The sequence below is a fragment of the Nocardia sp. XZ_19_231 genome, assembly GCF_015355705.1.
Classification (GTDB): Bacteria; Actinomycetota; Actinomycetes; order Mycobacteriales; family Mycobacteriaceae; genus Nocardia; species Nocardia salmonicida.
This window is the reverse complement of the sequence record NZ_JACUZI010000002.1, coordinates 208,278-234,338: the sequence shown is the minus strand read 5'-3', so window position 1 is coordinate 234,338 and position 26,061 is coordinate 208,278. Positions and strand designations below refer to the sequence as shown.

General features: G+C 66.9%; 18 protein-coding genes. 1 reads left to right on the top strand and 17 read right to left on the bottom strand.

Annotated features, from left to right (window positions below; genetic code table 11):
* Positions 1–12: 12 nt before the first annotated feature.
* Positions 13–366: a Uma2 family endonuclease gene (locus IBJ82_RS08285; RefSeq protein WP_194825398.1), complete on the top strand. Its 354-nt coding sequence runs from the start codon at positions 13–15 to the stop codon at positions 364–366.
* 60 nt (positions 367–426) lie between these two features.
* Here IBJ82_RS08285 and IBJ82_RS08280 read toward each other — a convergent pair whose 3' ends face one another.
* From IBJ82_RS08280 to IBJ82_RS08200, 17 genes are all read right to left on the bottom strand, one after another.
* Positions 427–1,971 (bottom strand): acyl-CoA carboxylase subunit beta, encoded by a 1,545-nt coding sequence (locus IBJ82_RS08280; protein ID WP_194825397.1) that lies wholly within the window; start codon positions 1,969–1,971, stop codon positions 427–429.
* A gap of 4 nt (positions 1,972–1,975) precedes the next feature.
* Entirely contained in the window at positions 1,976–7,159 is a 5,184-nt protein-coding gene (gene pks13 / locus IBJ82_RS08275) for a polyketide synthase Pks13 (RefSeq protein ID WP_194825396.1), read from the bottom strand.
* Positions 7,160–7,257: 98 nt separating this feature from the next.
* Positions 7,258–9,168, bottom strand: a complete 1,911-nt coding sequence (gene fadD32, locus IBJ82_RS08270; RefSeq protein ID WP_194825395.1) for a long-chain-fatty-acid--AMP ligase FadD32 — start codon at positions 9,166–9,168, stop codon at positions 7,258–7,260.
* 181 nt (positions 9,169–9,349) lie between these two features.
* Complete coding sequence (locus IBJ82_RS08265) at positions 9,350–10,369, bottom strand: LLM class F420-dependent oxidoreductase (protein WP_056822285.1); 1,020 nt, start codon at positions 10,367–10,369, stop codon at positions 9,350–9,352.
* Between the two features lie 140 nt (positions 10,370–10,509).
* Positions 10,510–11,502, bottom strand: coding sequence for a cutinase family protein (locus IBJ82_RS08260; RefSeq protein ID WP_370585290.1), 993 nt, complete (start codon positions 11,500–11,502; stop codon positions 10,510–10,512).
* Complete coding sequence (locus IBJ82_RS08255; protein ID WP_194825393.1) at positions 11,496–11,999, bottom strand: DUF732 domain-containing protein; 504 nt, start codon at positions 11,997–11,999, stop codon at positions 11,496–11,498. The genes IBJ82_RS08260 and IBJ82_RS08255 overlap by 7 nt, the downstream gene beginning before the upstream one ends.
* A gap of 113 nt (positions 12,000–12,112) precedes the next feature.
* Positions 12,113–13,906, bottom strand: coding sequence for an alpha/beta hydrolase-fold protein (locus IBJ82_RS08250; protein ID WP_194825392.1), 1,794 nt, complete (start codon positions 13,904–13,906; stop codon positions 12,113–12,115).
* Positions 13,907–14,109: 203 nt separating this feature from the next.
* Positions 14,110–15,111, bottom strand: a complete 1,002-nt coding sequence (locus IBJ82_RS08245; RefSeq protein WP_194825391.1) for an alpha/beta hydrolase family protein — start codon at positions 15,109–15,111, stop codon at positions 14,110–14,112.
* Positions 15,112–15,383: 272 nt separating this feature from the next.
* On the bottom strand, positions 15,384–16,445 hold the full coding sequence (locus IBJ82_RS08240) for an alpha/beta hydrolase (protein WP_370585221.1): 1,062 nt from the start codon (positions 16,443–16,445) through the stop codon (positions 15,384–15,386).
* A gap of 298 nt (positions 16,446–16,743) precedes the next feature.
* Positions 16,744–17,814, bottom strand: coding sequence for an alpha/beta hydrolase family protein (locus tag IBJ82_RS08235; protein ID WP_194825389.1), 1,071 nt, complete (start codon positions 17,812–17,814; stop codon positions 16,744–16,746).
* Between the two features lie 234 nt (positions 17,815–18,048).
* Complete coding sequence (zomB, locus tag IBJ82_RS08230) at positions 18,049–19,944, bottom strand: flagellar motor control protein ZomB (RefSeq protein ID WP_228536803.1); 1,896 nt, start codon at positions 19,942–19,944, stop codon at positions 18,049–18,051.
* A 4-nt stretch (positions 19,945–19,948) separates the two neighbouring features.
* Positions 19,949–20,881: a decaprenyl-phosphate phosphoribosyltransferase gene (locus tag IBJ82_RS08225; RefSeq protein WP_194825388.1), complete on the bottom strand. Its 933-nt coding sequence runs from the start codon at positions 20,879–20,881 to the stop codon at positions 19,949–19,951.
* A gap of 26 nt (positions 20,882–20,907) precedes the next feature.
* The gene (locus IBJ82_RS08220) at positions 20,908–21,396 is read right to left on the bottom strand and encodes a phosphatase PAP2 family protein (RefSeq protein ID WP_056822783.1); all 489 of its coding nucleotides are present in this window, start codon (positions 21,394–21,396) and stop codon (positions 20,908–20,910) included.
* A gap of 98 nt (positions 21,397–21,494) precedes the next feature.
* Complete coding sequence (locus IBJ82_RS08215; RefSeq protein ID WP_194825387.1) at positions 21,495–23,417, bottom strand: glycosyltransferase; 1,923 nt, start codon at positions 23,415–23,417, stop codon at positions 21,495–21,497.
* Positions 23,414–24,652 carry a UDP-galactopyranose mutase gene (glf, locus tag IBJ82_RS08210; protein ID WP_194825386.1) on the bottom strand — a complete coding sequence of 413 codons (1,239 nt, stop codon included), beginning with the start codon at positions 24,650–24,652 and terminating at the stop codon, positions 23,414–23,416. Before glf ends, IBJ82_RS08215 begins: the two co-directional genes overlap by 4 nt.
* A 109-nt stretch (positions 24,653–24,761) precedes the next feature.
* Entirely contained in the window at positions 24,762–25,409 is a 648-nt protein-coding gene (locus tag IBJ82_RS08205; protein WP_194825385.1) for a hypothetical protein, read from the bottom strand.
* Between the two features lie 90 nt (positions 25,410–25,499).
* Entirely contained in the window at positions 25,500–26,045 is a 546-nt protein-coding gene (locus tag IBJ82_RS08200) for a hypothetical protein (protein ID WP_194825384.1), read from the bottom strand.
* Positions 26,046–26,061: the final 16 nt, after the last annotated feature.

Below are 26,061 nucleotides of genomic sequence, written 5' to 3'. Positions count from 1 at the left end.
CATTCCTTGTGGATGCACGAGCAGATCACGGCAGCGGAGTACGACACCTGGTCCGAGGAGCAGTGTGCGGGCATCGAGATCGTGGACGGAATGGTTGTTGGGAGTCCTAGTGCGTCCAAGCTGTTGGTCGTCGAGGTCGTCTCGCCCGGTTCGGAGACCACCGACCGCATCGTCAAGGTGGACCAATACGCGAAGGCGGGCATCGCCTTCTACTGGCGGATCGAGCAGGCGGCCAACGGTGTCCCGCTGATCTATACCTACATTCTCGACCCGGCGACCGGGTCATACCGGACCGGCGACATGTTCACAGGAGCGGTCGATGTCTCGGTTCCCTTTCCCGTGGAGATCGACCTCGGGAAAATTTGATCCAGACTGCGCGAACGGGCCGCCTCGGAGAGTTTCCGTGGCGGCCCGTTCGGGTTCGATCTACAGCGGCAACACGTGGTGCTTGCGCGGGTTGCGCTGGATCTTCTTGTCCTGGAGCAGTTTCAGGGCTCGGCGCAGTTCCAGGCGGGTGGCGGCCGGTTCGATGATGGCGTCGATGAAGCCGCGTTCGGCGGCCACCCATGGGGTGGCGACGTTGGCGTTGTAGAAATCGATCAGGTTCTGGCGGATGGCGGCGCGCTGGTCTTCGGGGGCGGCGGCGATCTGGGCGGCGCCGAGGAGGCTGACGGCGCCCTCGGCACCCATGACCGCGATCCGGGCCGTCGGCCAGGCGAGGTTGATGTCGGCGCCGAGCTGCTTGGAGCCCATCACCGCGTAGCCGCCGCCGTAGGACTTACGGACCACCAGGGTGATCTTGGGGACCGAGGCCTCGACGTAGGAGAACAGGAAGCGGCCGCCGCGCTTGATGACGCCGACCTTTTCCTGTTCCACACCGGGGAGGAAGCCGGGGGTGTCGACGACGAAGACCAGCGGGATCTCGAAGGCGTCGCACAGGCGCACGAAGTGCGAGGCCTTGTCGGAGGCGCGGGCGTCGAGCGCGCCTGCCGCCGACATCGGCTGGTTGGCGACGACACCGACGGTGCGGCCGTCGATGCGGGCGTAACCGGTGATGATGTTCTGGCCGGTGTCGGCGCTGATCTCCTTGAACTCACCGTCGTCGAAGATGCGCAGCAGGATGTCGTACATGTCGTAGCCCGCGTTGTCGGAGTCGGGCATGAACGTGTTCAGCTCGCGGTCGGAGTCGGTGATCTCCGGCTCGAGACCGGGGTTCACCACCGGCGGCAGTTCCTGGCAGCTGCTCGGCATATAGCCCAGGTACTCGCGCACCCAGGTGAAGGCCGCCTCCTCGTCCTTGGCGACGTGGTGGATGTTGCCGTACTGGGCCTGCGTGCGCGCACCGCCGAGCTCCTCGAGGCTCACGTCCTCGCCGGTGACCTCTTTGATGATCTTCGGGCCGGTGACGAACATGTGCGCGGACTCGGTCGCGACCACCACATCGGTGCAGATCGGCTCGTACACCGCGCCACCGGCACAGTTGCCGAGGATCACCGAGACCAGCGGAACCATGCCCGACAGCGGCTCGAGGTTGGTCGCCATCCAGGCGTACCAGGCCAGCGAGCTGATCGCTTCCTGCACGCGCGCGCCACCGGAATCGTTGATGCCGACCAGCGGAATGCCGACCTTGGAGGCGTACTGCATCAAGCCACACAGCTTGCGACCGAACGCCTCACCGACCGAACCGCCGTAGACGGTCTGATCATGGGAGAACACCGCCACCGGGCGGCCCTCGACCTTGCCGTGGCCGACGACGACACCGTCACCGTAGAGAGCGGTCGCGTCACCGGGCTTGCGCACCAGCGCGCCGATCTCGACGAAGGTGCCGGGATCGAGCAGCTGGTTGATCCGGTCGCGGGCACTGGGAATGCCCTTGTGCGCCCGCTTCGCGATGCCCTTCGCGCCCGCGGGCTCTTTGGCGAGCTCGAGCCGCTCGTGCAGATCGGCAAGCTTTTCGGCGGTCGTGCTCACTTACTTACTCTCCCTTTGCGGAAATCGCGGCCAGCTTGGCGGCGAGGTCGGCACCGATCTGGCCGATCCGCGGTTCGTCGACAATCTGTAGGTGGTCGCCCGGAATGTGGACGATCTCCAGGTTCGGAATGAACTCGTCCCAGCCGCCGTTCGGCCGGCGATCAGCGAAGCGAGGCTCGAGCTCGATCGCGCCATCGTGGTAGCGATCGGCCAGGTAGAGCACCACGTCACCGTCGTACTGCCGGGGCGCCACCGCCAGCAGTGCGCGGTTCTCCAGCCACGAGGTGCGTTGGTGTTCGAGCACACCGCCGGGGATCTTCGCACCGGAGAGCTTGATCAGGTCACTGATCATCGAGAACTGCTCAGCATCGGAGACCGCCGCCAGCTCCTCGATCTGGTCCCGGTCGAGGGTGGTGGGAACGTTGTAGGTCTTCTTGGCGAAGGCCTGGTACCGCTCGAGGCGACGCACGCGTTCCTCGGGGCTGTTGTCCTCGCCCTCGACCGTCATGGCCAGGTCGATCAGGCCGACGTAGCGCACGTCGGCGCCTTCCTCGCGCAACAGGTGACCCACCTGCAACGCCAGCACGGCACCCAACGACCAGCCGTAGAGCACGTAGGGACCGTTGCCCTGGATCTTGCGGAGCTCCGGAAGGTACTCGCGCGCACGGTCTTCGATGGAACCCTCGACCCGCTCGAAGCCGTAGACCGGAGTGTCGGCGGGCAGTCGCTTCATCAGCGGCTCGTAGACCAGGGTGTTGCCACCGGCCGGGTGGAAGACGAACAGCGGGACGGTGTCGGAACCCTCGGGACGGACACGCAGCGGACGGATGAAGCCCTCCACGTCGGCGCCACTGTCCTGCAGGTTGCGGACGATATCGGCGAGCTGCTCGATGGTCTCGCAGTCCAGCACATCATCGAGGGTCACTTCGGCGCCCACCCGCTCGGTCAGGCGCGCCGCCATCTTCTCGGCGAGCTCCTCTTCCAAGATCGGGAGGGTGTTGAAGATGCCGCCCGGCGAAGTGCCGGTCACGACTGCCCACGTGGCGTAGGTCAGGCGCTCGGCCGCGTCACGTGGCGGAACGTTGTCCTCGTCGGCGCTCGCATCGGCGAAGTAGTCGATGTCGGCGACAGCCGACTCGGCGGGCGCCTGTTCCGAAACCGGTTCGGCGACAGTGGCAGGCGAACTGGCGTCGGCATCCGAAACCGGTTCGGCAACAGCGGCTTCCGAGGCACCGACCTTCTTCGCCACCGCCAACGGATCCTCACCCGCGGCGATCGCGGCCCGCGCAGCCTCGACGAAGTTGGCGTCGACACCCAGCTCGACATCTTCACCGGCGGCCTTGGCGGCAGCCTGCTTCTCCGCCATCGCCGCGACCTCGTCGCGATGCTCGATCGCGTAGCGCAGCACCTTCGACACCTCGATGAGGCTGGCGTCGCGCACGGCCGAGATCTGCAGCTGCGGGATGTCGAATTCGTATTCGACGCGGTTCTTGATGCGCATCGCCATCAGCGAATCGAGGCCGAGTTCCATCAGCGGGATCTCCATCGGGAGGTCCTCGACGGCGTAGCCCATGGATTCGGCGACGATCACGCACAGCCGCTGCTCGATGGTCTCGCCGCTGTCGGCGCTCCAGCGGTCGCCGGTGGCGATGGCGATCTCGGCGGCGGTCGGTGCGGCTTCCTCGGCCGGAACCGCCACGGCGGCAACGGGTTCGGGGAGAGCGGCGCCGGAGGTGACGACCGCGTCGAACAGCAGGGTGAACCCGGCCGCGGACTTGGCGTGCACCTGGACCGACGCGCCACCGAGGTGCGGAGTCAAGGTGGTGGTCAGCGTGCCGGCGGTGGGCAGCGCGGCGTGCGGATGCGAAACCGAGACCGCCACATCGGAAAGTACCTGTGCGGCAGCGGCTTGCACCAGCGCGGCCAGGTCGCTCACCGAGGAGGCCTGGATCTCCCAGGCGTGACGGCCGTCCGGCATGGCGACGTGCGCACCGGGCACCCGGGTGTTGCCGCCGCCCGAGGACATCGAGACCTTGGGCCAGTACGGCTTGCGCACGAACGCGGTTCGCGGCACGTCGGCGTAATCACCTTCGGGCAGCAGCGAACTCAGGTTCACGGCGTGGCCGTGGACGTAGAGCTGTGCGAGCGCGCCGATCACACCGGCGGACTCGTCTTCCTTGCGCTTGAGCGTCGGGATGAGCTGCGCGTCGTGCACGCCCGCCGCGAAGGTGGTGCCCAGCACCTGCATCAGCGCAACGGAATTGGGCGCCAGCTCGAGGAACGTGGTGTGCCCGGAGTCGACGGCGGCCTTGACCGCGTTGGTGAACCACACGCTGTGGCGCAGGTTCTTCACCCAGTAGGGCTCGTCGTGGAGCGGCTCGGAACCGGGCTTGAAGTACAGGCCCTCGTGCACGGTGGAGTACAGGCCGGTCTTCAGCGAGGTCGGCTCGATGCCTGCCAGTTCGGCGGCGAGCTCGCCGAGCAGCGGGTCCATCTGGGAGGTGTGACCCGCGCCGCGGGTCGGCAGGATGCGGGCGAACTTGCCCATCGCCTCGACCTCGGCGACGATCTGCTCCACCTGCTCACGGGGCCCGCCGATGACGGTGTTGGTCGGCGCGGCGTACACCGCGCACTCCACGTCGGGGTACTTCGGCAGCAGCAACGCCACATCGTGGGCGCTGAGTTCGACCAGCGCCATATTGCGCACTTCGTCGTCGGTGAGCATCTGCTCGCCCTCGCCCATCAGGCGCGAACGGGCGCAGATCACGCGCACCGCGTCTTCGATCGACAGGCCACCGGCGATGTAGGAGCCGGCCACCTCACCCATCGAGTGACCGACCACCGCGGCCGGTTCCGCGCCGTGGGCACGCAACAACGCGGCGAGGCCGAGCTGGATGGTGAAGATGCCGACCTGGCAGGTGCCGACGTCGTAGTCCTGCTCGTCGTCGAGGAACATCTCGCGGATCGAGTAACCGGCCTCGTCCTGCACCAGCTCGTCGACCTCGTCGACCGTCTTGCGGAAGATCGAGTTCTCGCCGTAGAGCTGCTTGGCCATCTTGCGGTGCTGAGAGCCGAAACCGGAGAACACCCAGATCGGCCCGTTGGACGCGGGCGAATCGGCGGTGAACACCCCGGCGCCCGGCTTGCCCTCGGCGATGGCGCGCAGGCCTGCGACGGCCTCTTCGCGGGTCTTGGCCACCACCACACCGCGCGAACGCTGGTGACTGCGCTTGGCCAGCGCGCGGGCGACGTCGGCCAGCGGCACATCCTTGCCCGCACCTTCGAGCCAGTCGGCCAGCTCGGTGGCGGCGCGCTTGCGACGCGAGGGCAGGTAGGCCGAGACGGCAAGGACCACGGGCAACGGCTCGTCGCGCTCGCCGTCCCATTCGACGACCGGCTGCACCGGCTCGACAGCGGCCTCGGTGATCGCGATGGCCTCGGCGACCACACCGGTGGTCTCCTCGCCCTCGACCTCGACAGCGGCGACCTGCTCAGCGGTCACGTTCTCGACGACCGGGGCCGTGGGCACGTACTCCTGCAGCACCACGTGCGCATTGGTGCCACCGAAACCGAAGCCGGAGATACCGACGGTCGCGACGCCGCTGTAGCGCGGGTACTCGGTGGCCTCGTCGACGACCTTGAGGTTGGCCTGCTCGAACGGGATGTACGGGCTCGGGCCCGCGTAGTTGATGCTCGGCGGAATCACGTTGTGCTGGAACGACATCAGCACCTTCGCGAGGCTCGCCGCGCCCGCGCCGGATTCGAGATGACCGAAGTTGGTCTTGGCCGAACCGAGCAGGGCGGGCTTGTCGGCGTCGCGGCCACGGCCGATCACGCGGGCCAGCGCCTCGGCTTCGATCGGGTCGCCGATCGGAGTGCCGGTGCCGTGCGCCTCGATGTAATCGACGGTGTTGGGAACGATGCCCGCGTCGCGGTAGGCGGCGCGCAACACGTCGGCCTGTGCGTCGGGGTTGGGCGCGAACAGGCCGTTGGAACGGCCGTCGGAGTTCACCGCGGAACCCTTGATGACGCCCATGATGTTGTCGCCGTCGCGCTCGGCGTCGGCCAGGCGCTTGAGCACGATCATGCCCGCGCCCTCGGAGCGAACCATGCCGTCGGCATCGGAGGAGAACGCCTTGATGTGGCCGTCCTTGGCGACGGCGCCGTTCTGGTCGAACCCGAGGGTGATGACCGGGGCCAGGATCATGTTCACGCCGCCGGCGAGCGCCACGTCGGCCTCGCCGGTACGCAGCGCGCGCACCGCCTGGTGCACGGCGACGATGGTCGACGAGCAGGCGGTGTCGACGGTGACCGACGGGCCACGGAAGTCGTAGAAGTAGGAGACGCGGTTGGCGATGATGCCGGTCGAACCGCCGAGCAGCGCGTATCCGCGGGACGAGGCAGGCGCGTCGGGATCGGTGTCGCCGAGGCCGAGCGAGGCGATCATCTGGAAATCGTTGGTGGACGAGCCGACGAACACGCCGACCTGCCCGCCCTTGAGGTCACTCGCCGGAATGCGCGCGTGCTCGAGCGCCTCCCAGGTGAGCTCCATCATCAGCCGCTGCTGCGGGTCGACCTGCTCGACCTCGATCGGCGACATCGCGAAGAATTCGGCGTCGAAACCCTTGATGACGTCCTGGTCCAGGTAGCCGCCGAGGGTGTTGGCCTGGTCGATGGTCTTGGCCACGGACGAATCGGTCAGGAACTCCGACCAGCGACCTTCGGGCAGCTCACGGATCGCGTCACCGCGCCCGATGATGAACTCCCAGGTCGACTCGGGCGTGGTACCCGCGCCCGGCAGACGCGTGGACAGGCCGACCACCGCGACATCGTGCGCCTCCGACGGCGCGAACGCGGCGGTGTACTCCGAGGAATCCTCGGGCTCGGGCTCCGGCTCACCGTTGACGATGACCTCGGCCAGCGAGGCGATCGTCGGGTGCTGGTAGACCACCGTCGGGGTCAGCACCACACCGGTGAGGTCCTCGATGTCACCACCGAGGGCGAGGGCATCGCGCGAGGCGAGCCCGAACTCCTCCATCGGCCGGTCGACGGTGATCGCGTCGACAGACTGTCCGGTCGCATCGGCGACCCAGCGGCGCAGCCATTCACGCAGCTCGGCCACCGAGAGATCGTTCGTCTCGGCAGGGACGTCAGGGTTCGGGGTGGGCGTGCCCTCGTTGTTAGCCATCAATTCCTCAAGCTACCTGTCTGCGTACAGGGCGCGCCGTGGAATGACGCCCGGCCTGCATGGCACACCGGGCGTCACCTCCTTTTCGGACGTGCCGATTACTCTTCCGGTGCATCGGGGAAAGCCTGCTGGGTGTAACCACCGCGCAGCGTTCCCTCGAGGTAGGCGGCCTTGCAGGCGCGCCGGGCGATCTTGCCGCTGGAGGTACGCGGAATGGAACCCGCGGGCACCAGCAGGATGTCACGAGCGGTCACGCCGTGGCGCAGCGACACCGCGGCACGCACCGCGTCGGCGATGGGGCCGGGGTCGGCCTTACCGGCGCCGGGACCACGTTCGGCCACGACCACCAGCTGCTCGGACGCGTCGTCCACGTCGAACTTCAGGCCGGAATGGCTGTCGGCGGCGAAGACCTCGGCGGGCAGCTGATTGGCAGGCACCGCGAAGGCCGCGACGAAACCGGGACGCAGCGACTTGGACGCCTCCTGCGCGGAGAACTCCAGGTCCTGCGGGTAGTGGTTGCGCCCGTCGACGATCACCAGGTCTTTGACGCGACCGGTGATATAGAGCTCACCTTCGAAGTAGACGCCGAAGTCGCCGGTCCGCATCCAGTCGGCATCGGGACCGGTGCCGTCGGCGTGCCCGCCTTCGACCGGCTCGGTGACCTTGTTGCGGAACGCCTTGGTGGACTCGGCGGGGCGACCCCAGTAACCGATGCCCATGTTGTTGCCGTGCAGCCAGATCTCGCCGACCTGCCCGTCGGGCAGCTCGCGACCCTGCGCGGTGTCCGCCGATTCCGGATCGACGATCACGGCCCACTGCGACAGCCCGACGTAACCACACGACACCTGCGCGATGGCGGTCTCGTCGGACTGGTCCACGCGCACCATGCGGCCCGCGTTGAGCTCGTTGCGATCGACGTAGACGTACTTGGCCTCGTCCTCGGCGCGGGTAGCCGAGACGAACAGCGTCGCCTCCGCCATGCCGTAGCAGGGCTTGATCGCGGTCTTGGGCAGCCCGTACGGCGCGAACGCCTCGTTGAACTTCTTCATCGAGGAGACCGTCACCGGCTCGGACCCGTTGATCAGGCCGATCACATTGGACAGGTCGAGCGACTCGCCCGGCTTGGGCACACCGCGCGCGGCGGCGTGCTCGAAGGCGAAGTTCGGCGCGGCCGCGAACGTGCCCGCACCGTCGGAAACGGCGGCCAGTTCGTTGATCCAGCGCGAGGGACGACGCACGAACGCACTCGGCGACATGATGGTGATGAACTTGCCGCCCACCGCAGGCAGGATCACCGTGAGCAGGCCCATGTCGTGGAACAGCGGGAGCCAGGTGACGCCACGCGAGTTCTCGTTCATGTTCAGCGAGTTGATCATCTGCAGCAGGTTGGTGCCGACCGCGCGGTGGGTGATCTCCACACCGGCGGGCACCCGGGTGGAACCCGAGGTGTACTGCAGGTAGGCGATGTCGTCGATCGCGGTGTCGGGGCGCACCCAGGAGTCACCGAGGGTGTCCGGGATGGCATCGACGGCGATGATGCGCGGACGCTGCGCGGCGGGCAGCGAGCGGAAGAACTGGCGCACACCGGCGGCCGAAGAGGTCGCGGTGAGGATCGCCGACGGCTCGCAGTCACCGAGGACGGCGTGCAGGCGGTCGGTGTGACCCGGCTCGTCGGGATCGAACAGCGGCACCGAGATGGTGCCGGCGTAGATCGCGGCGAAGAAGGAGATCACGTAATCCAGGCCCTGCGGCGCGAGGATCGCGACCCGGTCGCCCGGGTTGGTCACCTGTTGCAGGCGAGCGGCCACCGCGCGCAGCCGAGTGCCGAACTCCTGCCAGGTCAGCTCGTGCACCTCGCCGTCGCGTTCCCGCGAATAGTCGATGTAGCGGTACGCGAGCGTATTCGCATCGTTACGGGTGTGCTTCTCGACGTGATCGACCAGGGTCCGGCCCTCGGGAATGTTGATATTCCCGGTTGCGTCCAGGTAGTCGTCGAAAGTCTCTTCCATTCCTTCTTCTCCTTGCGAGGACGCGATGACAAGCTCTGCGGCCTCGACTCGCTATATCGCCACCGGCCGTCGAACTCACACGAACGTGCGTCGACAGCCTGCGGATTTTCGAGCGGTCTGCGCGGTGACCGCTATCGGCTAGATGTTCTCAAACCAGAGTCATGTTACAGAGAGCCCCCGCTCAGTCCTCCCGCAGCAGCGGAATGACAGGCGCGAACGCGTCCATCTGGGTGGGAAAGATGCCCACATACGACATCGAAGTGAGTTGCCGCACACGCTTGACCTGTTCGGCGATTTCCTCGAACGTGCCGATCGCGATGTAGGGCGAGCTCAGGATTTCCTCGACGGTCAGTTCGACGTCGACTTCGAGGTCGGGATGCAGACCGCGTTCGATCGCGCGCAGCGCCATCTCGGCGGTCTTCTCCCGGTCGTCGGTGATGACGATGGCGGTGATGGCCCAGTTCAGCTCGATGTCGGCGAACCGGTCACCGGCAGCGGCCTTGACGATGTTGACCTTCTCGATCGTCTTCTCGAGCGTGATGCCCGAGAGCAGGCCCTTGCCGTTCTTGGTGGTCTGCGGCACGACCGAGACGATGTCGGCGTGCTTGGCCGCCAGTGCCAGCATCTTCGGACCGCCGCCACCGGTACACAACGGCGGGCGCGGGCCCTGCCGTGGGCGCGGAGTGCCCTTGATGCCACGCACCTGGTAGTGCTTGCCCTCGAAATTGCACTCCTGACCGCGCAGCAGCGTGTCCAGGATGGTCAGCGACTCGTCGAGCTTCTCCAGCCGGATGCCGGGACGCTCGAACGGGATGCCCGCGTTGTCGAACTCTTCCTTGATCCAGCCCGCGCCGACGCCGACCTCGAGCCGCCCCTTGGACAGGACGTCGAGGGTGGCCAATTCCTTGGCGACCACGACCGGATGGCGTAAACCGTTCGCCAGCACCGAAGTGCCGAGGCGGATCTTGGAGGTGGCTTGGGTGAGTGCGCCCAGCGCGGCGATCGGGCCGATCTGATCGCCCAGGTGATCAGGAACGAAGAAGGTGTCGTAACCCATCTCTTCGGCTTCCTGCGCCGTCTGAACGAACTTGCGCGCGCCACCCTCCTGCTTGTTGCCCTCTCCGGCCGCTCCGAAGCGGAACGGACGCAGCGGCGTACCCAGCGCGGTCAATTCACCGACGGGTGCGGCAGCTTCGGTCATGAACTCTTCGCTCCTGGCTGGTGTGTACTCGGGCGCAATTCCCAGCGCACTTTACAGCGTGCGAGCGATCCGGCGTGCGGATGTCACAGCGAGGCATGATCCATGGCAATCACGCCCCCACTGTGACTGTGACAACTCCGTCAAGAATGGGGCGGATGCGGTGCGTTCTCGATGAGTGAGGCAGCCCAGTCGACCGTCCACTGGGTGGCCGTTGTGCCGTCACCGTCCACCGGATTCGTGGCGTACAGCGCGTGCACCGGGTTACCCGCGGAGCGGATCAGCGCCGCGAGGCTGCCCAGCGCGTTGGCCGGATTGAGTGCCTGGCGTGGTGCGTCGCAGATCATGTCGCCGGGCGCGCAGATGGAGTTCACCTTCGGCGCCAGCGTGCCGAAACCGCCAGGTCGCGGACCGGTCATGCTGATGCCGGGCACATTGACGCCCTTGAGCGCCACCTCGGCGCCCTCGCCCGCCGGCGGCGGGTCGCCGATCTCGGTGGGCTGACCGGGACCGGTCGCGGTACGACGGCCGTCGGCGATCACCGTCACGCCGAGCACATTGGCTTCCGGGATCGGGCCGTTGCCCGCACCGATCTGCGCGGCGACGTCACCGGCGATCACCGCGCCCTGGGAGAAGCCCGCGATGACGAAGTTCGTCAACGGGCATTCCTTGTGGCGCTGAGCCAGCACGTCGGTGGCGCGCGCGGTGCCCTCGGTGCGGCTGTTGTTGTAGGAAGCCTGGCCGTCGGGCGGGAACGCGATCGGGTTCGAGAACTGCGCCACGTACGGGACGGTGTACACCTCGAGCCGGTTTTCCGGGAACTGCGCGCGCAGGGGCCCGGAAACGCTGAGCATCAACGAGATCGGGTTCGCCTGCGGGTTGTACGGATCGTCGACGCTCGACGACTCCCAGGTGCCCGGGATCGAGAGCAGCATCACATCGGGGCAATCCGCCGACTGCGAGGTCGGCGGCGGCGGGCCGGGTGGTGTCGGCCCCGGCTCCTTCAATCGGCCCGCGAGCAGGTACCAGAGCAGCACGATGACGATGATCGCCAGCACGAGCAGCGCCAGCACGGTGAAGCACCCCGCAGGCCAGAACCCGCGGGAGCGTCGCGTCGGTCGGGGCGTCACTAGCAGTAGGTGGAGTTCGCGGCAGCGATGTAGATCTGTGCTGCCTTGTTGACATCCATCTTCGACGCGTCGAAGGCCGGGTCGGTGCCCGCCATCGCGGCGACGAAGGTGGCGACATCGGCGTCACTGGCGCCGGTTCCCTTGGTCGAGCAGATGTAGGTCGCGGTGGTCAGCGCGGTCGTCTGGTCGCCCGGGGTGATGCCGTTCTTGCTCAACTCGTCGAGGAACGCCTTGTCCTTGCCGGCCGCGGGGGCGGCGGGGCTGGTCTGCGGGAGGGGCGTCGGCTCCTCGGCAGACGCGCTCGGCTCCGGCGCGGTGCTCGACGGTGCCTCGGCCGGCGGCTCGATGACCACGGGCGGCGTCGTCGTCGACTTCGCGGCGGCACTGCTGGAGAGGGTGGGCGTCTGCGACGCGGTCGAGTCGTTGCCGCCACAGGCGGACAACAGGGCGACGGCAGCCAGGGCCGCGACCGATCCGGCTACCTTGCCAGAGATCCGATGCATGAAGATGTCTTTCCTCGATCGTTCGTCAGGGGAGCGGTCGCAGACCAGGCTAGCCGGACACTCGGCGGTGCCGGGCACCGAGCGGCGAAGCTCAGAAAGTTCTCAGCCCGAGATCACACCCCGTGTACTTCGGATTTGCCGTCGCGCACCACGATGAACCCGGTCTGAAAGTTCTGCTGGATTCCGCCGGGAACGGCGAACTCGTCACTCACCGGATACCCGAGTCTGCCGTTTTCGAACCCCTGCGCTCCCCAGGTATCGGCGAGCGCGCCGTTGCGCACCGACCAGGCGCCCGACAGCGGGCTCCAATAGATGTTGCCGCCCTCGAACCGGCTGTAGCGCCCGAGATCCTTCAGCGGCGCCTCCCCGGCTACCGGGAAACCGAGCGGGCTGGTCTCGAAGCCGAGCTGGCTGTACTTGTCCAGGACGAAGCCCTGCACCCGGTGTGCGCCGGTGGCCGGGCTGTAGAACATCGGACCGTTTTCGAAGGCCTGTACCGAGCCGTCACGGCTGGGTGTCGGCGCCTCGGCGGCCACCGGATAGCCGGCGGGACCGCCCTCGTAACCCTGCTTGCCCCACTCCTCGAGAAACGCGCCGCGCATCACCTGCGCGCCGGTCTGCGGGGTCCAGTAGATCGAGCCGCCTTCGAAGGTCTGCATGCGGCCGCGCCCGTCGGGCAGGCCGCGCTCGTCACCGTTGGGCAAGCCGAGCAGCGAGGACGCGCCGCCGATACCGGCGTAGGTGCCACCGATCCGCCCCGCCACCGCGTGCGTACCCGCCGCGGCCGAGTGGAACACCCGACCGTTCGGGAAGTCCTGCACCATTCCGGTGCCGGCCGGGTACTCGGCGGTCAGGCAGTTGCCCAGCCAGTTCGCCGCTTGCGCGACCCCGCCGATCGCCCCACCCAGCGCGCAGGTCGAGCCGCCGGGATCGGTACCGAGTGCCGCCGCGGCCTGCGTCCAGGACTGCCGCATCTCGAAATCCCAGTACGGCCACGTGTGTGTGCCCGCGGGCCGGTAATTCGCCTGCACCGGAATCGCCAGCTTCTCGAGCTTGGCGACGAAATTCTGGGTCGACAGCCGCGAGAGGATCTCCAGGCCGGTGCCCGCCCAGTTCTCGCTCATCAACGGCACTTCACCGAGCTGATCGTGCGAGCCGGCCAGGCCGCTGCCGCTGGAGACATACATGCTGACGCCTTTGAGCTTGTCGGCCAGCTGATAGGGGTCGTGCGCATCCCACTCGGGGCTGCCGGGCGGGCCCCACATCGCGCCCGCGTCGAAGCCGCCCGCGTCCTTGTTGGCGAAGGTGATCGCCTGCGGCATCCCGAGCGTCGTCGTGGTGAGCAGGCCCGAGTACGAGGCCACGTATTTCATCAGCCCGGGGTTGCGGCCCGCCAGGTTCATCGCCGCCGTGCCGCCCATCGACAGTCCTTGCACGCCACGCACATCCGTGGTTCGCCAGTCACGTTCGAGGATCGGCGGGAGTTCCTTGGTCAGGAACGTCTCCCACTTGTAGGTGAAGCCGTTGTCGGGCGCGAGCCAGTCCGAATACCAGCTCGACTGGCCGCCGACCGGCAGCACCACATTGACGTTCTTGTCGGCGAAGAAGCCCTCGGCGTCGGCGTCCTTGGTCCAGCCGTTCTCGTCGTCCTGCGCGCGCAGACCGTCGAGCATGAGCATCATCGGGAACTTCGCGTCGGGACGCGCATTCCAGTCCCGCGCCAACAGCATCTGCACCTGGATCGGGGTCTTCATGGCGGCCGAGTACACCCACAGCGCCACTCGCCGATCCGAGAGCCAGTCCACCCGCTGCACCCCGGACACCACCGGTTGGGCCTGCGCGGGAACGGCCACAGCCGGCGCGAACAGCGCCGCCGACATGGCCGCGATTCCGAGGATCCGCCGCATCGGCGCTGAGACACTATGTACCGAGACACGATGTTTCATCACACGCGACCTTCCTCATCCCGGAATTGGGACACAGCCTCACCGTCGGTTGTACCGCAGTCGGCAGCGATAACTGGGGAGGACACGCGAGGGACCGATACAGCAAAAAGACCGGCCCACCCTGGGGGTGAGCCGGTCTTCGAGGTGTTGCTGAGCGGAAACTACTAAGCGCCCAGTGCATTCAGGATGTGCGGACGGGCCTTCCACAGCTCGTCTTCCCAGTACTTCCACGAGTGGGTACCGGAGGCGCCGACGTCGTAGACGGCGTTGATGCCGAGGGTGTTGAGGCGACGCTGGAACGCCAGGGTGCTCACGAACGAGATGGCCTCGATGCCCATCGCGTTGGCGGTGTTGTAGGCACCGCCGAGACCGGCGGGCTTGTCGTGCTGGGCGGGCAGGCCGTTGGCCGAGGAGATGAACATCGGCAGGCCGCGCAGCTCGGGCGCGAACACCATCGGGTCCATCCGCAGCCACGCCGAGCTCCACGGAGCGGCCATGGCGTCGACATTGAAACGGCCAGCGTCGAGCATCATCACGCGGATGGCCTCACGCATGCCGGGAGCGCCCCAGTTCAACGGGCCCGAGAGCGAGGACGCGTGCTTGAACTGATCGCGGTTCAGCGCGGCCAGGCGCAGCGCGGCCGGCCCCGACATCGACAGGCCGAGCACCGCGTTGTTCTTGCGGGACACGCCGTAGCCCTCGAGGAAGGCGGGGAGCTCTTCGGTCAGGAAGCTCTCCCACTTGTAGGTGGTCTTCTGGCCGTTGGTGTTGCTGGCGGCGGTCCAGTCGGCGTACCAGCTGGACTGGCCACCGACCGGCATCACCAGGGTGACGTTGTCGCCTGCGAACTGCTGCATCGCGTTGGTCTCGAACGACCAGGCGTTGCGGTCGTCACGGGCGCGAAGGCCGTCGAGCAGGTAGAGCGCGGCGTTGCCGCCGTTGCGCGCCCACTGCACCTGGACCTTCACGGGGCCCATCTTCGAGGGCACCATCAGTTCTTCGTAGCCACCGGCCGGTGCGCGCAGCGCGGGTGCCGACACCGGTGCGGCGAGCGCGGTCGGGGCCGCTCCCGCGGCGATCGGCAGCACAAGGGCTGCAGCGCCGACAGCTAGAATTCGATTACGCCAACTACGAGATGCCGGCGCGACGGCCTTGCCGAAACGCATGTGAATTCCGCTCTCTTTCTGCTGTTATGGCATGCCAGACGCGCTGACCGCCGCCGACACGGCCCCGACAGCCCGGTCGATCAGACGGATGAAACAACGATCTGGTCACACTTACGCTCGCTGGAGGATATTCCACGCGCGAATTAACTGCAAGGGCAGGGATATTGGCGGCTGGCGCCGCGGGGTTTTCGGCCCTGTGGGCCTCGCGTGGCGTGGTCATCGGGACAGACAGAACCGGCACCGCAAAACTCGCGGTGCCGGTTCTGTGATGTTCACCCGATGTTGTTGGACAAATCCGGAATCATCCGCAGGGCTTCGTCATTCCAGTTGTTCCAGGCGTGGATGCCGAAGGCCGGGAAAGAGTAGGTGACGTTACGGGCGCCGAGCGTCGCCATCCTGACTTCGAAAGCCCGAGTGTTGGCCAGCGCCAAGGCTTCCAGCGCCATCCCGTTGACGGTGCCGACGTTCGGGCCGTCGGTATTGGTCGGCAAGCCTGAGCCCGCCGCTATCCACAGCCGGGTGTTGTTGCCTACCAGGTTGGGGGCGAACACGAACGGATCCATCCGCAGCCACTGTGGGCCCCACGGCGGTGCCATGGCGTCCACGTTGTAGCCGCCCGCGTCGAGCATCGCGATGCGAATCGCCTCGCGCATGCCGGGGGCCGAGATGTTCAGGTAACCGGAATACGCACCGGCGAAGGAGAATTGATCCGGGTGGTAGGCGGCCAACGTCAGCGCGGCCGAGCCGCCCATCGACAGACCGAACACACCGTTGCGGTACCGGTTGAAGCCGAGGCGGTCGGCGAGGGCGTTGCGCAGGTCGCCGGTGAGGAACGATTCCCACTGGTAGCGGTAGCTCTTGCCGGGGCCGCCGGACAGCGCGTTGCCCGCGCCCGAACCCGAGGCCGGCGCGCCGCTGCCGGGAATGCCGAAGAAATCGCTCGGCGCGTTCCAGTCGGCGTAGAAGCTGGACATACCGCCGACGGGCATCACCACATTGATATTCGCCGCGGCCAGCGCATTCGGGATATCGGTTTCGATCTCCCAGCCGTTGAGATTCTCCGGTGCGCGCATGCCGTCTAGGACGTACACGACGCGGTTGGTGTTGCCGTCGGCGGCGCGCAGCACGCGCGATTTGATCGGACCCATCCCGGAATCGACCCAGAAATCGAAGGCATTGCCGTTGAATCCGGCCGAGGCGGGGGCGATTCCCCCGGTAACGGCCGTCGCGATCGGAACGAGCAGAGCCATGGATACGCCTGCGGCCCAGCGCCGAGCCCACGAACCAGGGGCTGCGGTCTTCACGGGCCCACACTTGCGGCGCAGTGTTCGCATTCGACTAGACCTTTCTCGCAGACCGAACGCGCAAACCCCGAGCTACGCAGTCGGATCCCTCATCGGACGTCGAGAGGAATCAATCCAGGGCAAAACGGACGATTCAACCTCGACGCATGCTCACTGTGTATTAATCGGTGACGAATGGTCTACATGTTGCTGGAAAGTGACCCGGAGCACAACTCCCGGTGATCTGTCGCACATGATTCGTCACCGCGTGTCGCTCGGATCGTGACGAAAACGAGAAAACCGCCCGGTGCGACGAGGCACCGGGCGGCTTCGGGTCTTGCGGGTTCGACTAGCCGATGTTCGCGGAAAGGTCCGGAATCATGCGGTTGACTTCGGTCTCCCAGTTGCGCCAGTTGTGCACGCCGGTGATCGGGAAGTCGAAGTGGGCGTTGCCGCCACCGAGGGTGGCCATGCGGACCTGGAACGCGCGGCTGTTCACCATCGCGAGCAGCTCCAGCGGAACGCCCTGGACGATCTCCATCGGGTTGGACACATCGCCTGCGCCGGGGATACCGCTGGCCGCGGAGACCCAGATGCGGGTGCCGTTGCCGACCAGGCGCGGGGCGAAGACGAACGGGTCCATGTGGAACCACTGCTGGCCCCACGGCGGCGCCATCGCGTCGATGTTGAAGGCACCAGCCGAGATCATCGCGACACGCATGGCTTCACGCATACCGGGCGCCGAGATGTTCAGGTACCCGGAGAACGAGCCCGCGAAGCTGAACTGGTCGGGGTGGTAGGCGGCCAGCGTCAGGGCGGCGGAGCCACCCATCGACAGACCGAACACGCCGTTGTTGTTGGGGTTGAAGCCCAGGCGCGCCGACAGCGCGTTGCGCAGGTGGCTCGTGAGGAAAGTTTCCCACCGGTAGGTATTCTTCTTGCCTGCCACCTGGGTGGGCGCGACCGACGAACCGGTCATCGACGATCCGGTCGCGGCCGAACCGGTGGAGCTACCACCCGAACCGGCATCGAGACCGAAGTAGCTGCTCGGTGCGTTCCAGTCGGCATAGAAGCTGGACTGGCCGCCGACCGGCATCACGACGTTGATGTTGGCGTTCATCAGGGCGCGGGCGACATTGGTGTCTTTCTCCCAGCCGCTGAGGTCGTCGCCTGCACGCATACCGTCGAGCGCGTACACGACCCGATTGGTGTTGCCATCGGCCGCGCGGAAGATCCGCGACTTGATCGGGCCCATTTCCGAGTCGACCCAGAAGTCGAAACCGGTGGGATCGAAGGCCGCGGTCGCGGTGCCGGCGGGACCGGCCACCGCCGCACCGATCGGCAGCACTACAGCCAGGGAGAGAAGCACCGATCGTTTGAGCCAGCCGGCTCCCCGGGCTCTGAGACGTCCGCCACGCATTCTGTTATGGGCCTTTCCTCATGCGGTTCGCGCGGAACCGCGGTTGCAATGACCGCCGACTGATTACCGGCACACCAGTGCGCCGACGGGCCGTTCCTCCAGTGACCATATCGCTACATCGATAGCTTGGCGTTACCGAAAAGTGATTTAGCGGCGAACACCACTAAATAAGTGCTGGCCAGCCGGTGTAGGTCATAGCTAGAGGGGTACTTATACCGACCGACCGGGCCGATTTCAGCGCGGCGGTTCGGGGAACGGGTCGATGAGACCACAACGCTGGATCTCGTACTTGGGGATCCGATCGATTCGATACTTCGAGAACGCCAGGGCGTTGCGGAAGTTGTGCTTGAACCGGTCGAAGGTGAGCGGGTCGCGGACGGAGACCAGCAGCGCCTGGGTCTGCGGGCACGACATCGCCGTGCGCGCCTGGGTGACCCATTGCTCGTCCATGTACCAGGGCATCCACGGGTGGATGTCGACCATTCCCGAGTCGGCCACCACCCAGTCCGGCAGCAGACTCTTGTCGTGGCCGATGCGGCCGTCCGCCAGCCGGTCCGAGTGCGCGGCGAGCGGATAGGACAGGCCCATCGGGTCGATCACGCGGACGTCGAGCGGCACGTTCATGCTCGTCATGCCCAGGTTCAGGAAGTAGACCGTGTGCCCGGAGCCCCCCTCGGGGATCGGCTCCGGCGGCGGATCGAGGTACCAGAACGTGAACGCGGGCGAGTTCAGCAGCAGGCCGCCCTTGGGATTGGCGGCGATGTCGTTGACCATGGCCCGCATCCGCGGATAGTCGAGATAGTCCTCGGCCCGGATCGGGTGGTCTTTGCCGGTGTTGAGCACGTAGTAGATGCGCTCGTCGACGATGCCCGACGAGCGGATCTTGGTCCCGGTCGTGATCGCGGTCGTGTTCGACGCGTACAGCGACCAGCCCGCGGTGCCCAGCAGCGCGATCAACAGCGCCACGACCGACCAATCGGCCTTCCCGAGACGCGTCGGGATCGGCAGCACAGCCACCGGCAACAGCAGCAGGAACAGCTGGGTGAGCAGCATTCGCCCGTGCATGAAGTCGCCGCCGACGCGCACCGCGTACACGGTGAGCAGCAGACCGCTGCCCAGCACCATCACGACCACCGCGCTCGGCGAACGCAGCCACGCCCGCACGCCCGCCACCGACAACCGCGGCAGCGCGAAGCCACGCGCGATCCCCGCGACCACGCCGGCGATCAGCAGCACTAGCAGCGGAATCCACAGGTAGTACGGGCCGACCAGGTCCCACAGGTACGTGGCCCCCTGGCCCCACTTGGCTCCGCCCGCGTCCTTGGCGACCGCGGTGTTCGGATAGGGCAGGCCGTAGTAGCCCATGCGCCAGACCTGGTAGCCCACCGGCACGATCCCGGCGACGAGCACGATCAGCGCGCGCAGCACGACCGGCCCGAACCGGAACTGCGGCATCGGCGTCAGGAAGATCATGCCGAGCGCGAGCACGCCGATCAGCGTGGCCTCGGGGCGAACCAGTGGTGCGAGCCCGGCCAGGAAGACCAGACCCAACAGGCCCGGCACGCGAACGACAGCGGCCTGGCTCCAGCGGATCATCAGCCACCACAGCAGCCCGACCCAGCAGATCACCAGACCGCTCTCCAGCCCGGAGGTGGCGTAATCACGCGCGGGCGGCAGTGCGATGTAGACCAGCACACCGGCCGGAATCAGCAGCTGACCACTGGTTCCACCCCACAGCCGCGCGGTGCCGAGCATCGCGAACACCACCGCGAGCACCGAGACCACCAGAGCCACCACGAGCACCACGTACTCGAGACGGGCCTGGGTGAGCCAGGAGAAGAACCAGATCAGGTAGGTCCACGCGGTACTGGTGTTGGCCTCGACCCGCTCGTCGACATTGAAGACCGGGCCGTTGCCCGCGAGCAGATTGCGGACCGTGCGCAGCACGATCAGGCCGTCATCGGCGATCCAGCGCCGCTGCCACGCACCCACCGTGAACAGCACGGCGGTCAATATCACCCCACCGACGAAGATGGTGCGGGACAGAACCGAGGAACGCGCGTCGCTACGCGGCGACTCGTCGTCGCGTAGCTGCTCGTCTTCGGTTGAATCCTGCTCCGCTACCAACATCTCGTCAGGTGAGATAGACAGCGACACCTACCGCTCCGATCCAGGCAATAGCGAGGAACTGCAGGATGCGGTCCCCCAACGCGATCTCTTCGGGTTCACCGGCCTCGCCACCATCGACGTCGACCGCGTAACGCAGGATTGCGATGGTAAACGGGATCATCGAGATCGAGTACCACTGGGTGTCTCGAGCCGAGTCCTGCTGGAATGCCCAGAGGCCGTAGAAGACCACGACCGCGGTGGCCGCGAGCGTCCAGATGAAGCGCAGGTAGGTCGGGGTGTAGTACTCCAGCGACTTGCGGATCTTTGCGCCGGTGTCCAGCGCGATCTGCAGTTCGGCGTAGCGCTTGCCCGCGGCCATGAACAGCGATCCGAACGCCATGATCAGCAGGAACCACTGCGAAAGGGCGATGCCCGCCGCCGCGCCACCGGCGACAGCGCGCAGGAGGAAGCCCGAGGACACGATGCAGATATCGAGCACGGCCTGGTGCTTGAGGCCGAGGCAGTACGCCAGCTGGATGCCGATGTAGATCGCCATCACCACGGCCAGATGCCACGACGCCAGGAACGAACCGGCGATCGAAGCGATCAGCAGCACGGCCGAGAGAGCGTAAGCCAGGTTGACAGGAACGACGCCGGCGGCGATGGGCCGGAACCGCTTGGTCGGGTGGGCCCGGTCGGCATCGACATCGAGCGAGTCGTTGACCAGGTAGATGCCGGAGGCCGCCATGCAGAACACGATGAAGGCGATCGCGACATGCAGGAGCACGCTCGCGTCGCCGACCGCTTCCGGTCCGACGGCGAGCGGTGCGGCGAGCACCAGGACGTTCTTCACCCACTGACGTGGGCGCATGGCCTTGATGACACCGCCGAGCAGCGTCTTCGGCGGGCCCTTCACAGCACCCTCGTCAAGGACGGCGGCGGACGGTTCTTCGCTCATCTCAGCCAAGGTTCTTTCAGTTGCGGTCACTGTCGGAGTCTCTTTTCGGCGGCTAGCACGGCAGCAGCCGACGCGGCCCCCAAAGCGGAACCGGCGATCACGTCGGAAGGGTAATGCACCCCGAGCACAACTCGGGACAGCAGCATCGGTGGGACGATCACCGCAGGCAAGGGTAGCCCGGTCAGGCGACCGAGCAACACCGCCGCCGCCGTGGTGGACGTGGCGTGCGAGGACGGGAAGCTCAACTTGCTCGGCGTCGACACGTTGACCTGCACCGACGGATCATTGGGGCGCGGACGCCGCACGATCCGCTTGATCACGATGGACGCGGCGTGCGCGCCGACAGCGCCGACAGCGACACCGGCCCACTGCCGACGACGCGGCTTGTCGACCAGCCAGCCCGCGGCGGCGATGCCGACCCAGCCCAGCGCGTGCTCGCCGAAATGCGACATGCCGCGCGCGGCGGAGACGACGGCCGGGTTGTTGCCGATGGTGCCCTGGACGGCGTTGAGGATCGCGACCTCTACCGGGACCTCTACGTAGTCGCCGCTGCAATCGCAGCCGCCGCAGCAGCCCTCGTCGGCCAGTTCGAGCTCGGGCAGTTCGGTGTCAGTCACTTCTCGGTTCCGTTCAGGCCGAAGGTCTTCTCCCACGCCGCCGTGCTGGTGAGCTCGGCGTGCGCGGCCCGGTAGCGCTGCTGCATCTCCGGGAAGCGGGCGGTGAGTTCCTTGCGCAGGCGCATCGCTTCCTTGAGCAGGTCGCGGGCCTGTCGCGGATCACGCTTGCGGTAGACGACGCCGCGACCGTCGGCGGTGGTCACGGTGACACCGTCGACCTGCGAGAGCAGGTACCAGCGCGCGTCCAGCGTCGGCACGTTGAGCTGGGGCGTCTCATAGGCGGCCGGGTCGGCCTTGCGGAAGTTGTGCACCACGCCCTTGGCCAGGCGCGCGACCTTGGCGAGCGGGTTGCCCGGTTCGCCGACCGCGCCGACACCGTGGCGGTTGGCCAGCGGCAGTTCGGTGGACGAGGGCACCACGACCGCGTCCGGGAACTCCTTGCGCATGCCGTGGATCTTGCCCAGCGCGGTGGGGAGCAGGTCGAACAGGCCCTCGGGGCCTGCCAGGAAGTCGCGGATCGCCTCGTTTTGGATGGCGACCGTGGAGTATTCCAGGCACAGCAGGTGCTTGAGGGTGGCCTTGATCGTGTTCACGATCATCGGCTTGCCGTCACCGGGCAGGTGCAGGGAGGCGACGACGAGGCGGTTGCGCAGGTGGAAGTACGCCTGCCAGTCGATGGCGTCGTCCTTGTCGGACCAGGCCATATGCCAGACGGCCGCACCGGGAAGGGTGATGGTCGGGTAGCCGGCCTCGCGCGCGCGCAGGCCGTACTCGACGTCGTCCCACTTGAGGAACAGCGGCAGCGGCTGACCGATCTGCTCGGCGACCTGACGCGGGATCACGCAGGTCCACCAGCCGTTGAAGTCGACGTCGATGCGCCGGTGCAGCAGCTTGGAGTTGTCGCGGTCCTTGAGCGGGTACTTCGAGAAGTCGTGGTCGTATTCGACATTCGGCGCCGAGGACCACATGAAGATCGAGCGATCGACGACCTCGCCCATGCTGTGCAGGTGCGAACGCTCCTGCAGGTTCAGCATCTGCCCGCCGACCAGCAGCGGCGACTTCGCGAACCGGGAGAACGCGAGGGCGCGCAGGATCGAGTCGGGCTCGATCTCGATGTCGTCGTCCATGTAGACGATGAACTCGGCGTCGGTCTTCAGCGCCTCGTACATGACCCGGCTGTACCCGCCGGAGCCACCGAGGTTGGGCTGGTCGCAGATGGCGAGCCGGTCGCCCAAGGTCGCGGCGGCTTCGGTGAAACCGGGCTCGTCGACGACCTTGCGGTTGCCCTGGTCCGCGACGATCACCGCGGCGATGTTGTTGAGTACCAACGGATCCGAGCCGAGCGCGGCGAGCGTCTTGACCAGGTCGGTGGGGCGGTTGAACGTCGGCATGCCGACCGCGATGGAGCCAGTACCGGGTGCTTGCTGCGGTGCGTACCAACCGCCGGACAGCAGCGTGACGGCCGTGTCGGTGGTGATGTCGAACCAGATCCAGCCGCCGTCTTCGAACGGGCCGAGATCGGTTTCGAACTCGACGTCCACCGAGTCGGCGCCTTGCGCGACGGCGAACTCCTTGCCCTGCACGTGAATTCGCGAGCCGTCGGCCTTGGAGCGGTAGACGTCGACCCGACCGTGCCCGGCCAGCTCCAGGCGAAGGACCACCGACTTCAGCACACTCCAGCGACGCCAGTAGCTGGCGGGCAGCGCGTTGAAGTAGGTGCAGAACGACACCTCCGACTCCGCGCCGATCGACAGCGCGGTGCGGCTGGTGGCGTGGGCGCGACGGGCGTTGGTGGTGGATTCCTCCAGGTAGAGGGTCCGCACGTCGAGGGGCTCACCCGGTCGCGGCAGGATCACCCGCTGCAGCAGCGAGATGGCGCGAGTTTCGGTGGTCACGTCTTCGAGCATCGCTTTGGTCATGCCTCGTCCACCAGCGCCGCGCCCGATTCCAGGTGCGGGCGGAGCACGTTCTCGAACATGTTCAGCGCCGAACCGATCGCCATGTGCATGTCCAGGTACTGGTAGGTGCCGAGACGGCCGCCGAACAGCACCTTCTTCTCGGCGGTTTCCTGCTTGGCCCGCTCACGGTAGGCGAGGAGCTTGGCGCGGTCGTCGGGGGTGTTGATCGGGTAGTACGGCTCGTCGCCGGTCTGCGCCGAGCGGGAGAACTCGCGCATGATGACCGTCTTGTCGGTCGGGTAGTCGCGCTCGGGGTGGAAGTGGCGCGGCTCGATGATGCGGGTGTAGGGGACATCGGCGTCGTTGTAGTTCATCACCGAGGTGCCCTGGTAGTCACCGGTCTCGAGAACTTCGGTCTCGAAGTCGATGGTGCGCCAGCCCAGCTCGCCCTCGGAGTAGTCGAAGTAGTGGTCCAGCGGGCCGGTGTAGACGATCGGGGCGTCCGGGCTGGCGGCGACGATCTCGTCGCGCACGTCGAACCAGTCGGTGTTCACCCTGACCTCGATGAGGTCGGAGGCGGCCATGTTCTCCAGCCACTTCGTGTAGCCGTTCTTGGGCAGGCCCTCGTAGGTGTCGTTGAAGTAGCGGTTGTCGAAGTTGTAGCGCACCGGCAGGCGGGTGATGATGCCCGCGGGCAGTTCCTTCGGGTCGGTCTGCCACTGCTTGGCGGTGTAGTCGCGGATGAACGCCTCGTAGAGCGGGCGGCCGATCAGCGAGATCGCCTTCTCCTCGAGGTTCTGCGCGTCGGCGGATTCGACCTCGGCGGCCTGCTCGGCGATGAGCTTGCGGGCTTCTTCCGGGGTGATGTAGCGGCCGAAGAACTGCGAGATCATGCCGAGGCCGATCGGCAGCGGGTACGCCTGGCCCTTGTGCAGCCCGAACACCCGGTGCTGGTACCCGGTGAACTCGGTGAACTGGGTGACGTAGTCCCAGACCTTCTTGTTCGACGTGTGGAACAGGTGCGCGCCGTACTTGTGGATCTCGATACCGGTTTCCGGTTCGGGTTCGGAGTAGGCGTTGCCACCCAGGTGGTAGCGGCGGTCGATCACCAACACCCGCTTGCCCAGCACGTTCGCGGCACGCTCGGCGACGGTCAGCCCGAAGAAACCGGAGCCGACCACGATCAGGTCGTACTGGTTTGCCGGGGCGTTGGAATCTGCGTTGACGGAATTACCCGAGGACGATGCGGCGGTCACGGGTGCCCAGCGTATCGGAAGACCACCGTTTGTCCCGGCGGAGTCTCCGACCACGCCTTGACCAGGGCCGATTCATCCCAGACGAAAGTGACCGGCCCGGAGTCCACCGTCAGTACCCCTGAGGCGGGTATCCGCCGGTCCGCCCGGCGCGAATCCAGCGGCCGGTGGACGGTGCGGCGGCGAGCACCAGGATCAGGAGGGGGATGATGCTGGTGATGATGCCGCCGATCAGGGTGACCGCAGGCTCTTCCGACCCGCTCGAGACCGCCGCCACGATCGATATCGCGCTGAAGATCAGGGCAAGCGTGGACAGCAGGATGAGGATCACCCGGCCCGCGGTCTTGCGACGGAACAGCAGAATCGCGCCGAGCAACCACAGCAGGCCCACCGCGGTCCCGACCAGCAGGCTGACGGTCGCCGCGGCTCGAATCTCGTCCCCGGCGGCGCGGCCGGTGTCCTCGCCGAACAGGATCGCCGCGGCGATACCGATGCCGGCCAGTGCGAGCAGTGACAGCAGCAGTGAGATGACCGCGGCGGTGATCGCCGTGCCACCGCCCGCTCGCGGCTCACCGTAGCCCGGCGCGTACGGATAGGGTGCGCCGTAAGCCGGTGCGCCATAACCGTTTTGGACGGGCGCGCCGTAGGGCTGCGGATAGCCCGGCTGACCGCCGTACGGGTCGGGCCCGTAGCCGGGTTGCGCGTACCCCTGTCCCGCGTATGGGTCGTGGCCCTGCTGTGGACCGTACGGATACCCCATGATGTCCCCCTCCTGACGAGCTGTACCTGTAGCCACTATCTCGTGTCGCGGCCTCGCAACACCCTCCGCCGCGATGCTGACCTGCTGAAACTATACGGTCGGTCCGACAACACTTTCCGGGCGAGCGAGGGTGTGCGCCGCGGTTTGCGGCAGTGCCGCGACCAACAGCACGAGCCCACCGAACACCGCACCCGAAAGTGCCGCCGCCCAACTGTGATTCACGATCGCCGTCACGGCACCGGGTACCCCACCGAGGCCGATCAGAAGTGAACGAACGACGGATTCGTCGGCGAACCAGTGGATTCCGTACCCGGAGTCGTAGTTCACGAGCGTGGCGAGCAGGCCGAGTACTCCGAGGGCGAGTTGCGTGCCCGCGGCGACCATGATCACCCATCGCCCGGTCTCGTCCCGGCGCGCCAAAAGCACGCCGCCGTAGACGAACGCGAAGACCGACACCAGCGCGCCGAGCGTGGCGAACAGGGTCAGCGAGTCGTCGAGCTCGCCCGGATCGCTCAGGAACGACCGCACCAGAACCACGGTCCCCACCAGATTCGCCACCGCGGCGCACCCCGCGAGGCACACGGCCACGATCGCCGCCACCTCACCGCTCTTCGACTTCGTCTCCAGCACGACCATCCCCCGACCGTATCCC